The organism is Sulfuricurvum sp. (assembly GCF_028681615.1).
GTDB lineage: Bacteria > Campylobacterota > Campylobacteria > Campylobacterales > Sulfurimonadaceae > Sulfuricurvum.
In genome coordinates, this window is record NZ_JAQUHV010000002.1 from 193,252 (window position 1) to 206,840 (window position 13,589).

General features: G+C 44.0%; 13 protein-coding genes and 1 tRNA gene. 7 read left to right on the plus strand and 7 right to left on the minus strand.

All coding sequences use genetic code 11. The annotated features are described in order from the left end of the window. The first annotated feature begins 3 nt into the window (after positions 1 to 3). The gene (locus tag PHE37_RS04190; protein ID WP_299995626.1) at positions 4 to 975 is read left to right on the plus strand and encodes a glycosyltransferase family 9 protein; all 972 of its coding nucleotides are present in this window, start codon (positions 4 to 6) and stop codon (positions 973 to 975) included. On the opposite strand, the gene PHE37_RS04195 is transcribed toward PHE37_RS04190, so the two are convergent. Continuing rightward, positions 935 to 1,702: a lipopolysaccharide kinase InaA family protein gene (locus tag PHE37_RS04195; RefSeq protein ID WP_299993723.1), complete on the minus strand. Its 768-nt coding sequence runs from the start codon at positions 1,700 to 1,702 to the stop codon at positions 935 to 937. The genes PHE37_RS04190 and PHE37_RS04195 overlap by 41 nt on opposite strands. Before the next feature lie 78 nt (positions 1,703 to 1,780). On the opposite strand from PHE37_RS04195, the gene PHE37_RS04200 reads away from it, so the two are divergent. From PHE37_RS04200 to PHE37_RS04215, 4 genes are read left to right on the plus strand one after another with little or no spacing between them, the layout of a single operon-like run. Then, positions 1,781 to 2,539: a glycosyltransferase family 2 protein gene (locus tag PHE37_RS04200; RefSeq protein ID WP_299993724.1), complete on the plus strand. Its 759-nt coding sequence runs from the start codon at positions 1,781 to 1,783 to the stop codon at positions 2,537 to 2,539. Continuing rightward, on the plus strand, positions 2,529 to 3,617 hold the full coding sequence (locus PHE37_RS04205; protein ID WP_299993725.1) for a glycosyltransferase family 4 protein: 1,089 nt from the start codon (positions 2,529 to 2,531) through the stop codon (positions 3,615 to 3,617). Before PHE37_RS04200 ends, PHE37_RS04205 begins: the two co-directional genes overlap by 11 nt. Positions 3,618 to 3,619: 2 nt before the next feature. Then, complete coding sequence (locus tag PHE37_RS04210; protein WP_299993726.1) at positions 3,620 to 4,624, plus strand: glycosyltransferase family 9 protein; 1,005 nt, start codon at positions 3,620 to 3,622, stop codon at positions 4,622 to 4,624. Positions 4,625 to 4,636: 12 nt separating this feature from the next. After that, positions 4,637 to 5,308, plus strand: a complete 672-nt coding sequence (locus tag PHE37_RS04215; RefSeq protein WP_299993727.1) for an acyltransferase — start codon at positions 4,637 to 4,639, stop codon at positions 5,306 to 5,308. Between the two features lie 2 nt (positions 5,309 to 5,310). On the opposite strand, the gene PHE37_RS04220 is transcribed toward PHE37_RS04215, so the two are convergent. From PHE37_RS04220 to PHE37_RS04245, 6 genes are all read right to left on the minus strand, one after another. Further along, a complete protein-coding gene (locus PHE37_RS04220; RefSeq protein WP_299993728.1) occupies positions 5,311 to 6,387 on the minus strand; it encodes a hypothetical protein in 1,077 nt (358 codons plus the stop codon). Between the two features lie 9 nt (positions 6,388 to 6,396). Next, positions 6,397 to 7,869: an MBOAT family protein gene (locus PHE37_RS04225; RefSeq protein ID WP_299993729.1), complete on the minus strand. Its 1,473-nt coding sequence runs from the start codon at positions 7,867 to 7,869 to the stop codon at positions 6,397 to 6,399. Positions 7,870 to 7,947: 78 nt separating this feature from the next. Beyond that, positions 7,948 to 9,264, minus strand: a complete 1,317-nt coding sequence (locus tag PHE37_RS04230; protein ID WP_299993730.1) for a 3-deoxy-D-manno-octulosonic acid transferase — start codon at positions 9,262 to 9,264, stop codon at positions 7,948 to 7,950. Between the two features lie 9 nt (positions 9,265 to 9,273). Next, positions 9,274 to 9,651, minus strand: a complete 378-nt coding sequence (locus tag PHE37_RS04235) for a GtrA family protein (RefSeq protein ID WP_299993732.1) — start codon at positions 9,649 to 9,651, stop codon at positions 9,274 to 9,276. Positions 9,652 to 9,655: 4 nt separating this feature from the next. Next, complete coding sequence (locus PHE37_RS04240) at positions 9,656 to 10,591, minus strand: glycosyltransferase family 2 protein (RefSeq protein WP_299993733.1); 936 nt, start codon at positions 10,589 to 10,591, stop codon at positions 9,656 to 9,658. Positions 10,592 to 10,642: 51 nt separating this feature from the next. Beyond that, complete coding sequence (locus PHE37_RS04245) at positions 10,643 to 11,848, minus strand: O-antigen ligase family protein (RefSeq protein WP_299993734.1); 1,206 nt, start codon at positions 11,846 to 11,848, stop codon at positions 10,643 to 10,645. Positions 11,849 to 11,989: 141 nt separating this feature from the next. Here PHE37_RS04245 and PHE37_RS04250 point away from each other — a divergent pair. Next, positions 11,990 to 12,066, plus strand: a tRNA-Thr gene (locus PHE37_RS04250). Between the two features lie 186 nt (positions 12,067 to 12,252). Continuing rightward, on the plus strand, positions 12,253 to 13,581 hold the full coding sequence (locus PHE37_RS04255; protein ID WP_299993735.1) for an MBOAT family O-acyltransferase: 1,329 nt from the start codon (positions 12,253 to 12,255) through the stop codon (positions 13,579 to 13,581). Positions 13,582 to 13,589 lie beyond the last annotated feature (8 nt).

The window sequence follows — 13,589 nt, forward strand, 5'->3', positions numbered from 1 at the left end:
GACATGAATATAATGGTGGTTCGTAACGATAAACTGGGGGATTTTATCACGGCATTGCCAACCCTGTATGTTTTAAAACACTATAATCCTTCCAACCGTATTATCGCCCTTGTAGCACCTCTCAACCGCCGTTTGGCCGAGTCATGCGATTTTATCGATGAGGTGGTCGTTGATACGGGAGACGATATTCTAGAGCTTGCCTTTAAAATCAAACAAGCCCAAATCGACGCTTCCGTTACCCTCTTTTCCAATACCCGTGTGGCGATTGCGCAGTGGATCGCCCGAATCCCTGTCCGTATTGCCCCGGCTACCAAAATAGCCCAATTTTTTTACAACCGCCGTATCACGCAACGCCGCAGCCGCGTGGAGATGGCGGAGTTTGAATACAATCTGGAGTTGGCCAAAGCGCTGTTTAGCGATATTTCACTCGATTTCCCCACGCCGCTATTGCACTTTGAGGGGAGCGAAGAGGCTTATTCGGACTTTTGTGCGGAATTCGCCATTACAAAACCTGTGGTAGCGTTTCATCCCGGTTTCGGCGGTTCTTCGGATGCCAACTGGACGCTAAGCGAATACGTCGAACTGGTACGCATCGCTGAGGCTGAAGGGAATGTCGATGTGGTGATGACGTTCGGTCCGGATGAAGAAAAGCTGTATGAGGAAGCGAAAGAAGCATTGTGTGAGAGCAGGGTAGTACTATACCGTTCGGTAGGAAGCGTGGTCGATTTTGCCAAGCTTTTGAGCTGTTTTAAACTGTTTATAAGTACATCGACCGGAACGTATCATTTGGCAAACGCGGTAGGGTGCGAGACGTTTACATTTTTTGCCGATACCCGTTTCGCTTCGGCATTGCGATGGAAAAGTATTGGGGAAAATCAGCACCACTTTATGATCCCCCTCAACCCGCAGGGACGGTCGGAGATGTTCGAGAAGGTTAAGAGAGAGCTGAAAAATCGCCTTTCATCGCTTTCTTGAGCCTTTTTTTGAAGTTTTTGACCCGTTTGTTGGCGTCATTATGCCGTTTCATTTCACGGATTGCGAGCGATTCATCCAGACCGCTGAGCCGAGCGTATTCGCGTCCCATAATTTCGAGTTCCTCATTGCTTGCCCAGAGTTTGTTAAAATTTTCACACCCTTGAATCGGGGTGATTTCTCGAAATTCCATCCGGTTGATATCGACGATACTGAACTGATATCCTGAATCGGTTCTTTTTATTAAAATATTGCCAGGTGAATAATCGAGATGCCATACCCCTTTTTGGTGCAGCTCGTAGGTATAGGCGGCAAACGCGGTAAAAATCGCTTCCCGATCACTCAATGGCTCAAGTAACGGAGTACGAATGGTGAAATCGTACTCAAAATATTCGCTGATAAAATAACTGTCCGCTAATAATCCTGATTCAAAAAACTCAATGAGGGCGATCGGCTGAGGGGTTGAAATATCGAGTTCTCGCAAACGCAGGGCGTTATGATATGATTTATAGGCTTTGCTGTGACGAAAATTGGAATAGACGATACGATTTATCACATGGGGGACTTTAAACGATTTTACGACGGTTTTAATCCCCTGAATATCAATGATTTTGAGTTCATTACGGGCTTTGTGGATCGAGTGATCGTCTTGGGCAAAAATGGTTCGGATCGCTTCAAACGAGGGTTTGAGGGATTCAAATGCCGGATTATATTCGTATCGGATATTCATAGGAGTTAGAAAAGTCCTTAAGAGAGGGTGTGATATGATACTAAAAACTCTGTTGGATGATACTGAAAGGCTGAAAGAATGGGTGTTTCCGTCGTTATAATTGTAAAAAACGGAGCCGCAACACTCTCTTCGTGTTTGGAGAGTCTGAAAGCTTTTGATGATGTGGTCGTCTACAACAACGGATCGACGGACAACACAGCCGAAATCGCTTCAGCATATCCGAACGTTCGGCTCATAGAAGGGGAATTTATCGGGTTCGGTCCGACGAAAAATGCAGCGGCGGAGTATGCCGTGCATGATTGGATACTCTCTCTCGATGCGGATGAGGTAATGGATGAAGCGATTGTCGCTGAGATTATGTCGCTGGCACTCGAATCCAAAACGGTTTATACCCTGTTGCGTAAAAACTTTTACAAAACGACGGAAATCCGCCATTGCTGGGGTGCGGATGAAATTGTCCGTATCTATCACCGCAAAACGACCCGATACAGCGATAAGCACGTGCATGAGCATATCCTAAGCGAGGGGTTGGGCCGTTCTACGCTTCACAACAGTTTCAGCCATTATCCCTATCAGAGTATTTCGGAATTTGTGATCAAAGCCGATCGTTATTCCACTCTGTTTGCAACCGATAACGTCGGCAAAAAATCTTCTTCTCCCACTAAAGCGTTTTTCAACGGGCTCTACTCGTTTTTTCGCACCTATATCCTCAAGCGGGGATTTTTGGACGGGTATGCGGGACTTATCATCGCATTTTCCCATATGGCGACCAATTTTTACAAATATATCAAGCTTTATGAATTGAATCTCGAACAAAAGAGACAACGTGGCGAATAAGATTTGCGAACTATGCCTCTCCCCCGATTTGGGAGGATTGGAACTGTATATGATGCGTTCTGCACGCTATCTTAGTGAACACGGCGAATGCATCAGCGTTATCAATGAAAACGGGAAGCTCAAAGAGCAGTATGAAAAAAATGGACTCCCTTTTATCCCTCTGAAACGCCGCAATACACTCTTTTCGTGGTTCAGTGCCCGTACCCTTGCCAGAATAATTGATCAGGAAAAGATCGATGTCGTGCATCTGCACTGGACGAAAGATTTGCCGCTGGCTGTCATGGCAAAATTGATTTCCAAGCGCAAACCCCGTGTCGTACAGTCGCGCCATATGACGATGACCCGTTTCAAAGACGATTTCTATCACCGATTTCTCTATAAAAATCTGGACATGATGCTTCCCGTGACGCAGCAGGTTAAAACGCAAATCGAAAAATTCATCCCCGAAGAGATTCGTCCGAAAGTAGAAGTTCTCTACATCGGTGCCGAGCAACCGAAAATCATTTCCGAAGAAGAAAAACAAATCCGTCGCGAACGTTTGGGTCTGGGGAGATCGTTTACAGTTGGTATCGTAGGACGGATAGAGGTTCAAAAAGGGCAGCATCTGGTACTCGAAGCGCTCATGAAACTCACTCAAAAAGGGATCGATGCCAAAGCGCTGATCGTCGGTCACGCAATGGATGAGGTGTATTTGCAGCGTTTGCAGGAAGAGTACAGGGATATAGCTGTATTTACCGGATTTACCAATGAAGCTCAGACAGTGATGCAGGTATGTGATACGGTTGTTTTGGCAACGGAAAAGGAGACGTTCGGACTGGTACTGATCGAAGCGATGATGTGCGGTGTCTGCGTCGTAGCCAGTGACAGCGGCGGGCCGCTGGAGATTATCGATGACGGGGTAAACGGGGTGTTATTTAAAACGTTTGACAGTGATGATTTGAGCGTTAAATTAGAGAGACTTGCGTATGATATCCATATGCGTATGGACTTTGCCAAAGCGGGACAACTCAAAGCGATGGAAATGTTCGAGAGTCAAAAACAGTTTAAACTGTTGCAACAAACTTTACTGAAAGCGTAACAATGAAATTATGGTTTGAAAAAGGTGCGTGGGCATCTAAACAAGGAATAAAGAGTGCAGGGCGGATGTCCCCCGAATCAGTAAAATCGATAGTGGTTATCCGTCATGCCGCAATTGGGGATATGATGGTGTTACGGCCGTTTTTGATACAAACACGGTCATTTTTTCCGAATGCCACGATCACACTAAGTATTGTCAACACTTACAGTTATGGTGCTCCGGTCGATCTAGTAGATCGTATTCATGTTGTCGATAAAAAGATTGAGGGAAAAAAAACCTCTTTCTTCTCGCGTTTAAAACAAATACGAGAACTGGAAGAGCACGATATATTGTTTGATATGGCCGATACGGCCTCTTCGGCAATGGTTTCTTTTTTTGCGAAAGCGGTCTTGAAAATCGGGTTCCCTTACCGGCGGTTTAAAAATTTTCTTTTTTTCGATGTCAGTGTTCTTCGTTCCGATTTGGTCCCTGAAATGGAAATATTGCTTCATATGCTTCACATTCTTGGAGCGCCGAAGGAAGCAAAGATCGACTATGGCTACAAAGTATCAGAGAAAAAAGAGTCTCGTATTATCTATTTCATGGGGGCATCGGTTCCCTCGAAACAGTGGCCCAAAGAGTCGTTCAGCGTATTGATCCGTAAAATGGCGCAAGCCTATCCGGAACACGAGCATATTTTGCTCGAGGGGATTGGGGCAAACGAAAAAGTGGATGATACGGTATCGGTATTGGCGGATTTGCCCAATGTCTCCAAATTAAGTGCGCTGCCTCTGGAAGAGATGATCGCATATCTGGGCTCTTCGCAGACCGTTGTGTGTAACGATACGGGAATCCGTAATATGGCTATTGCGGCTGAAACCGCGACGGTCGGTATCTTTTTTTCTACGGTTCCCTACCGCTATCTGCCGAATCCACAGATACATACGGCTGTTTTTAATTCGGACGGTTCGATTCCATCGGTCGATAATGTGTTTGAGGCACTTCAATCCGTAGTGAATCGATTATAAAGAGGAAAAACAATGATATTGAAAACGGGAAAAATCGTTAATCTCATCCGTTACGGAGCGGGGATACCCAAAAGTATCTATTTCAATTTTAGAGTTTTACCTTTTTTGCAGGCGATCCGTCTTCCGATTATTGTCTCCCGCAAAACAAAACTACAATCGCTGTCGGGCAAAGTGAAGATAAGTACTCCAAAAACAGGGATGATCCGGATCGGTTTCGGGAATATCGAAATGATCGATTATCGGTATCAGCGTACCGTCGTGTTTTTGGAAGGAACTCTCACGTTTAAAGGTAAATGCAAAATAGGGCTGGGTTCGAAATTAATCGTGACCGGTGAGTTGGAATTGGGAGAAAATTTTTTGATTTCGGGTGACGGCACGATTATCTGCAACAAAAAAATCACCATCGGCGACCACTCGCAAATGGCATGGGAATCGATTATTATGGATACGGATCATCATCAGATTTACGATGAAAACAATCGCTGTATCAATGAAGATAAAGAAGTCTCAATCGGAAATAATGTATGGATCGGTGCACGAAGCTTTATTCTGAAAGGAAGCTCGGTCAAGGATGGCTGCATTATCGGTGCCAATACTACCGTGACAAAGCCTTCTGATGCGCTTAATGCTATTATAGCCGGTAATCCCGCTCGCGTGGTGAAGGAAAATATTACGTGGAAATAATGTTAATGAGCTTTTTTTAAATACATCCGCAAATTTTGATCTACTTGATCTAGATAGGCTTCCAGATTTTGTGGTGTTACATAGGTTCCGGAGTACTTTGCGATTGATGCTTTGCTGCCTATGACTTCCGATAGTATCGAATCGCCTGTTTTGCAGGAAAAATGAAACTGGTCTTCATAAGCGTAGGGATCAGTATTGATGGCCGTGATTGCATTGTAATCCCAAACAGGCTGAACAGTAGTTACTATGTATTTTAGAAGTGCTTTTTGAAGAAAAAATTTATTTTGTTTCATCGTAATCTGTTTGATCCATAGCGGATTCATAAACAGGTACAGCCGAATCCCTTTTTGGTCGCACAGTTTTTTGATTTCTTTCAATTGGTTTAGTCTTTCTTGCGAAAGTTTATCTTTTTGTATATGCCAAAAAGGAGGCTTTTCGATAACGTTCTTGTACGTATAAGATTTTAATGTCGTTTGATTTTCCGCTGCCTTGAGGTATTCGATCCGTATGTTTTGTCCATGCGGTGTGTAGTATTCATTGAGCGACGGTATTGCTTTTATATTAACTTGAACGGTTTTAAGGGAATCTTTGAGCGTGTCGTAATTCAGATAGGACGACATCTGAGGTGTATTTTCCAAATGATAATAGGCTAGCAGCGACGCAGGAAGAGTATCGTTCGATTGATAGGCATCTGCATAGGCAAACAGATCGATACCGATAATGAGTGTTTTGACTTTTCGAGTCTCGACAAGATATTTAATGTAGAGATAGTATTCGTCTTCCGATGCGCTACAAAATGCCATGTTTAGCGTTTCGTCTTTTGTAATAGAGGTAACAATATCCGGATTCAGGCGCAACGCTCTGGAAGAGCCAAAAATAAAACTTTCGACATGGGGATATTTGGATAAAAGGGTAAACTTGTCCTGACGCTCGTTCTGGACTCTTTTTTTTGCATTTATTTTTAGAGGAAAAGCATGGTTGTATCCGTAGGGGTCGATGACATAATTAAACGCGCCGATCGCGGCAAATAAAAAGAGGGTAATGCCCACTAATCCATACGAAAAAAGACGATGTTTCATTCTGTGCCTTCAAAAATTGAAATATAAAAATTCACTGTTTTTAGATAAATGGAGGAGCGCATCCAGCAGCACAATAACGATAGCCGCCAAATTGAATTTGGACGGGTAGAAACGTTGCGTAAGGCTATTGGAATTAGGGGTTGCGATAACAAGGATAAAAGCGGATACGATCCAAATCCACGTCGAAGCACTTCCCCCCAAGTGGATCATGAATTGTCCAAATTCGATACCGGCACTTTTCAAAACATTAAGATGTTTTTCTAATTTTTCAGAAACAATAATGTCGCCGAATATCATTCCATGGAGTACGTTAGCCGCTTGATCCCAATCTTTAGCTCTAAAAAATACCCACGTGATATTGACAAAGTTGAAGGTGATGAACCAGCCGAAGAAACGGCTCACAGAGAGTCCTGTTTGCTGCCATGCACGATGGAGTACGATGGCACTGCCGTGCAATGCGCCCCAGGCGACGAACATCCAGCTCGCACCGTGCCAAAGCCCTCCGATCAAAAAGACGCTAAAGAGGTTGGCGTAGGTGCGGAGTTCGCCGCTGCGGTTTCCGCCGAGGGGGATATAGATGTAGTCGCGTAAAAAGCGCGAGAGGGTGATGTGCCAGCGTCTCCAAAAGTCTTGAATATTGAGCGCTTTGTAGGGGCTGTTAAAGTTAACGGGAAGACGGATATTAAAGAGTAACGCAACCCCCAGCGCCATATCCGTATACCCGCTGAAATCGAAATAAAGCTGAAACGTATACGAGAGACTTGTTGCCCATGCTTCGAGCAGGTTGAGTGCCGAAGTCGTATCGAATCCGGTATTGGCCCACACCGAAAACGTATCGGCGATGATGACCTTTTTAAAAAATCCGATGGAGAAAAGAAAAAGTCCTGCGGAGATGTTCTTGTATTGGATGACTTTATTTTTGAGTCCGTCGAACTGCGGCATCATCTCTTTGTGATGGAGGATCGGTCCGGCAAGCAGATGGGGGAAAAACGTGACGAAAAGGGTGTAGTTGAGATAATCCATCTCTTTGACTTCGCCACGGTAGGCATCGACGAGATAGGCAATCTGGGTAAACGTGAAAAAACTGATCCCCAGTGGCAGAATGATATGCATCAGTTCCCAATGCATCCCCAACACCATATTGGCATTCGTAATAAAAAAATCCATGTATTTGAAATAACCGAGCAAAAAGAGATTTGAGAGAATGCCGAACGTCAAAAGCGTTTTGGGAGAGAACGCTTTTTTAGAGGGGCTTCGAAGAGACTCCATCTTCGATATCGTCGATCCGACAGTAAAGTTTACGAGAATCGAACCCAAAATAAGGGGGAGATAAAGGATATTCCACCAAGAATAAAAAAACAACGAAGCCAATACCATCCACCCTTTGGAGGCATAGGTAAGACGTTTTTTATTAAGCAAAAAATAGATAAACAAAGTAATTGGCAAAAAGAGAAAAATAAACTCGTAACTGTTAAAAAGCATAAAAAACAAACTCCATCTTAAAAAAAATCGGGAAAGAGTATTTTACTGACCGCATGATTAATTTGCCCCACAGTGCTTTTAGTGCGCGTTCGAAAATTTCTGATAGACGAATTGGCGCGCTTGCTGGCTGTAATCGGCTTTGTAGGAATATTTTTTGCTGTCATTGGCAGCTATGAGATTGATCAATCCAAAGTATAAAATGATGATAAAAAGATATTTTATCACGTGTTTTGAATCCTTGCTAATATAAGAGTCAATTAAAATGATAATCGGCAATAGAGAAACCCCAAAAGTGATAATGACATGCCAATAATTAAATACGATGGGTGATAGAGCGCCGCTGATTAGTATAGCGATAAAGGCTCCAAGCGCATACATCGATAGCCATTGCTGTTGTGAATAATCCGAAACGGATCGTCTAAAAGCAATAGGTTTGATGGACTTCCAGCTGTAATAGTTGGCTTTCCATACGATCCATAAACTTGCGATGCCGATGATCTCGATCATCCCTTTGTAGGTGTATTGCACTGTTTTTTGCATCATAGGATGGCTAGTAAGCCAATCAAAATTAGTGTACATGGACAGCGTATTGCTAAATAAGAATGAAGGATATCGGAACCAATAAATGATCCCTTTGAAAATAGGATAAACATGTACAAGTCCCCATCCGATATAGCGGGCATGGTCTTTATTCCCCGGATTTTGTCTTATTTCAGGGTGGGAGAGATACGCTTGGAAATAAGGAATTAATGAGAGAGCGGTAATGAAAAAGGCTGCTATTACGGCAAACCAATTGATTTTAATGATTCCTCGTACGTAGAGATAGAGAGAAATCATTGCGAGGATGATCCAAGAGTAATGAAGCTGCATTGCCATCGCTATCGAGAGAAGGTGTAGGATTGTATAGCCAAACGATTTGTCCTCTCGCATGTGGTATGCCGACCAAAAATGTAAGGCAGTGAAAAAGAAAAGATACGACGGGTTATAGATGACATTTTCAAATAAAAACCACGGATTGAGCCAATACAGGAATAAAAAAATAAGTTGAATCGTGAGGTTAAAAATTTGTTTAATGACAGCATTGAAAAGTAAAAAAGATGCTAAGTGGAGTGCAATCAACAAGACCATAGGTGCCCATGGCGAATCCCAAAACATGAGCGGAATACCGACTACCAGCGCTGAGAGCAATCCGGGGACATTTCCTACCGCACTTGCGGCATTCCCATAAGATTGCCATACGCCTTTATATGCACCGAGATACCCTTTTTCCAGCATTTGAAATTGATCGCCGGTAAGGATTTGATGATTTGCATAGAGGAAGGAAAAAAACAACCCTATCAGCAACCCGAAAGCAAAGAGAAACGTGAAATTTTTTTCGAGGAATTGAGGTTGCAATATCTTCCTTTAATGATGACGAAATGTCCAAACTTTATGAATAACGAATGTTATCAACGGTAATAGTATAACAACGATGAGTGTTTTTATATAACTATTGTACCCAACTAATATATTAGAAAAAAATAATGAAGCCAAAAGTGCTCCGAATTGAACAAGAAAATAGCGAAAGGCTTTGGGAAGGGAAAGGGAATGGAGAAAAACATATCGTGATTGAACCGTATAGGAAAACATAAATGCGACGGAAAATCCGGCCATATTGGCAAACAAGAGTGAAGCGTTGACGAAATAAAGCCACAAAAATGCAATCCCCAGATGAATCAGGGTAGAGGAGCCTCCGATCAAAGCATAACGGATCAGTTTACTCTGATAGAGTTTAGAAATCATCGTGTTAATATTCATTTTCGATGATGTATGCCGGTCTTCGTTTGCTCTCCATATAAATACGCCCGATGTATTCTCCCAATATCCCGATCCCCATGAGTTGGATACCGCCGATAAATAAGATAATGGTAATAAGAGATGCATACCCCGGACTGTCGATACCGTAAATTAGGGTTTTTACGATGATAACACTACCGTATATAAATGCCAAGAAGGCGATAATCACCCCCATATAAAGCCAAATTCTCAAAGGAACGGTGCTAAAACTGGTGATACCGTCCAGTGCAAAATTCCATAGCTTCCATCCGTTAAAACTGGTAGTACCGGCCTTACGCGGCGGACGTGTGTATTCGACAACCGCCGTTTTAAAGCCGACCCATGCGAATAGACCTTTCATGAAACGCTGGTTTTCCGGGAGTTGCCGGAGCTCAGTGACGACTTTTCGACTCATCAGTCGGTAGTCTCCAACATTGTCTGGGATGCTAACGTGTGAGATCTTATTGTGCAGTTTATAGAAATATGACGCACTCAGTTTTTTAGCCAAAGAATCGGATGTCCGGTCGACTCTTCTGGCGACCACGACATCGGACCCGTTTTCATATTCTTGGATAAAATCTTTAATTAACTCAGGAGGGTCTTGAAGATCGACATCGATCGGGATAACGACTTCGCCTTGGCACACATCGAGTCCGGCGGTCATCGCCGCTTCTTTACCAAAATTTCGGGAAAGATTGATGATACGGATATGAGGATAGTTGGCTTTTGCGTCAAGCAAAACTTTGAATGTATTGTCACGACTGCCGTCATTGATAAAGATAATCTCATATGGTTTTTCGAACGACTCCAAAATAGGGGTAACGGAAGATAAAAAATAACCGATAACCTCTTGTTCATTATAGCATGGGCAAATGAGGGACATAAAGGGAACGGTAGGTGTTTGCATCGTATCCCATTCTCCGTTTTTTTGATTATAACAAAAATAGATAAATATATATTATTCTGGAGACTTAGAAAGTGTTGCTGAAAGTGATAGGCTTGTTATGAAGATAAATAAAATAATCGGAAACTGTAAAATCCACAGCGGTTCGGCGACGCAGGCGACGGTAAATAAGCTCAGCCCCAAAACGCTAAACTCTTTTATCTCCCGATCTTTTATGTTTAGTCGGAACAATTCGATCAAAAGCCATACCATCAGAGCAAATCCGATCAATCCCCCCTGCGCCAGTATCATCAGATATTGGTTGTGATAGTGTATCGTGCTGCACCATTCGATGGTAGAGGGGCTAAAGCCGTGATCGTTTGCGGCCAGAGCTTTTGCCGCGGCATGTTTGTAATCTCCTATCCCCTCTCCGAGAAGGGGATGCTTTTTCAAGATATCGTAGGTAATGACCCAAAAAGCACCGCGCAGTCCCCATGAGGTATCGAAATTACCCTCTTGGAGCTGTCGGACGTCATTGACTCCCATATCGAAGCGTTTTTGAAACAGGTCGAGCGAGGTATACGCTCCGGCGAACACAAGGGTACTTAGCGTGGCAAAAAGTAAAAATGATTTCAACGTGAGACGGAAATGAAAGATGACCGCGACCACCATCGTGACCAAAAACGCTAGTTGTCCGGTTCTGCCGGTGGAGAGCATCAGATTGCCCGTCGAGGTGAGAAAAAAGAGGAACATCGGAAGTTTGGAACGCCACGTGTAGCGGACGGAGAGAAGACGGCTGAGAAGGAGGATCGACGTCGTAGCCAAAAAGACGCTGTAGTGGATATGGGACATAAACGGAGATGGATAGTTTGGGCTACGGCCGTTAATCGTCCAAAGTTCGAAGAAAATACCGTAGGCGAGTATCTCGCTGATGAACATTCCCCCCAAAAATGCGGTGATAATCCGGGGAAGCCACTCTTTTTTAAGCGATACGGCTAAAATGGGAATAACGATCCAGTAGCTGTAGAGACGTATCTGCTTCAGCGCTTCGGCGGTATCGCTGGACCATAAAGCCGATGCAAACATAAAAGCGATAAAAAGCCCCATTACCTGAACAGCCCGGCTCGATTTGAGTATTTTCCATCCGCTGCGGTAGTTTTTTCCCGCCACAAAGAGAAGGATAAACCAGATAACAAAAAAACTGACAGCTGCACGAGAAAGTGGAAGAGTAAATGCAAAAAGAAGGGTAGAATAATAAAATATACGGTTATAAGAATTCAATTTACTCCAATTCTGACAGTGTAGTAGAGTATTATAATCAAAAAGGAATAATAGGACAGTTTAAAATTTAAAAGCTTGTAAAATGTTCACTTGATAAGGGGTTTTTTAGTAAAAGCTGACTATAATCCTCCTCTTCAAGAAGCCGGCATAGCTCAGTTGGCTAGAGCAATTGATTTGTAATCAATAGGCCCGGGGTTCAAATCCTCGTGCCGGCACCATCAAATGTTTTGTTTATCTCTCTCAACAGAAAATCTAGAGCGTTGTTAATACAGATTGAAGTGCTCCGTATGTAAAATTTCTCCATGTTGTTCAATTCATTTGATTTTATCTTTATATTTCTTCCCGTGCTCTTAGTGATCGTATATGCTCTCCGATCCTATTCATATTCGGCAACACAGATAATAATGATCTTGGCATCGTTGGTATTCTACTCTTTACTGGATGTGCGTCATCTGGGTGTATTGATTTTTTCGGCAGCGTTTAATTATGCCATCGGCGCCGCATTGACGTACCGCATCAACGCATTAAAAAATACACAAAGCTGGCTGATCGCGGGGATCGGGTTTAATCTGGCATTGCTGGGCGGATACAAATACATCGGATTTGCTGCGCAGCTTGCCGGTATTGATATCCCCCCGGTAGCCGCCCCTTTGGGAATCAGTTTCTTTACGTTTCACCAATTGGCCTATTTGATCGATATTCATCGGCGGCGTATCCGTCCGAGCGGTATGCGCGATTACGCCCTTTACGTAACGTTTTTCCCTCATCTGATTGCCGGTCCGATCATGCGTTACGGACAGTTTGCCCCTCAGTTAAGCCCTCCTGCGCGTACGATTGCGTATGGAGCGGGTCTCTTTTTCTTTTCCGTAGGATTGTTTAAAAAAACGGTTTTAGCCGATACGTTTGCACCGATATCCGACCGGATATTTGCCGTTGCAGCGACATCTTCGGGGGTTGAGCGGCTTGAAGCGTGGAAAGGGGCTCTTGCGTATGCCTGGCAGATCTATTTCGATTTTTCTGGGTATGCGGACATGGCCATCGGGTTAGGGCTTCTTTTGGGGATCGCTTTGCCGATTAATTTCGATTCACCGTACAAAGCGACGTCGATGGCCGATTTTTGGCGCAGGTGGCACATTACCCTTTCCCAATTTTTGCGCGACTACATCTATATCCCTTTAGGGGGGAGCCGGCACGGGAAGATACGTCAGAGCGCAGCGCTGCTGGTGACGATGTCGTTGGCCGGATTATGGCACGGTGCGGCATGGACGTTTGTGGTGTGGGGAACGCTGCACGGAGCTTTTTTGGCTATGGTACACGGCTGGCGCTGGGGTCCAGGGCGTAGGATCATATTTCCCCGTTTAGTTTCTATTGGGATGACGTTTGCTTCCGTAACCTTGTTGTGGGTTCTTTTCCGAGCTGAAAACTGGGAAAATGCGATGCATTATTACCATGCGATGTTTGCGTATCCGGCACCGGTTTCCCTGCCTCTGAATGCAATGGAGTGGCTAAGCAATGCCGTATGGCGCGAATGGCTCTGGATCGGAGCCGGCGGATTGGTGATTTTTGCCCTGAAACCGGCCGCACACTGGGTGGGATATGATCACGATACGCATGTAATTGAGCGTCTTGACGTGACATGGCGTCATGCGATTATATCGGGGATTTTGCTGTGGATATCGTTTAAAGCGATGAGCGGCGAGCCTTCCCGAAGTTTTGTTTATTTTGTGTTTTGAGGAATGCG

What these genes read in the sequence shown, in the direction of transcription:
- PHE37_RS04255 (WP_299993735.1), top strand. Translation starts at nt 12,253, where the DNA reads ATGATCTTGGCATCGTTGGTATTCTACTCTTTACTGGATGTGCGTCAT.
- PHE37_RS04195 (WP_299993723.1), bottom strand. Translation starts at nt 1,702, where the DNA reads ATGAATATCCGATACGAATATAATCCGGCATTTGAATCCCTCAAACCC.
- PHE37_RS04215 (WP_299993727.1), top strand. Translation starts at nt 4,637, where the DNA reads ATGATATTGAAAACGGGAAAAATCGTTAATCTCATCCGTTACGGAGCG.
- PHE37_RS04225 (WP_299993729.1), bottom strand. Translation starts at nt 7,869, where the DNA reads ATGCTTTTTAACAGTTACGAGTTTATTTTTCTCTTTTTGCCAATTACT.
- PHE37_RS04235 (WP_299993732.1), bottom strand. Translation starts at nt 9,651, where the DNA reads ATGATTTCTAAACTCTATCAGAGTAAACTGATCCGTTATGCTTTGATC.
- PHE37_RS04240 (WP_299993733.1), bottom strand. Translation starts at nt 10,591, where the DNA reads ATGCAAACACCTACCGTTCCCTTTATGTCCCTCATTTGCCCATGCTAT.
- PHE37_RS04220 (WP_299993728.1), bottom strand. Translation starts at nt 6,387, where the DNA reads ATGAAACATCGTCTTTTTTCGTATGGATTAGTGGGCATTACCCTCTTT.
- PHE37_RS04210 (WP_299993726.1), top strand. Translation starts at nt 3,620, where the DNA reads ATGAAATTATGGTTTGAAAAAGGTGCGTGGGCATCTAAACAAGGAATA.
- PHE37_RS04200 (WP_299993724.1), top strand. Translation starts at nt 1,781, where the DNA reads ATGGGTGTTTCCGTCGTTATAATTGTAAAAAACGGAGCCGCAACACTC.
- PHE37_RS04190 (WP_299995626.1), top strand. Translation starts at nt 4, where the DNA reads ATGAATATAATGGTGGTTCGTAACGATAAACTGGGGGATTTTATCACG.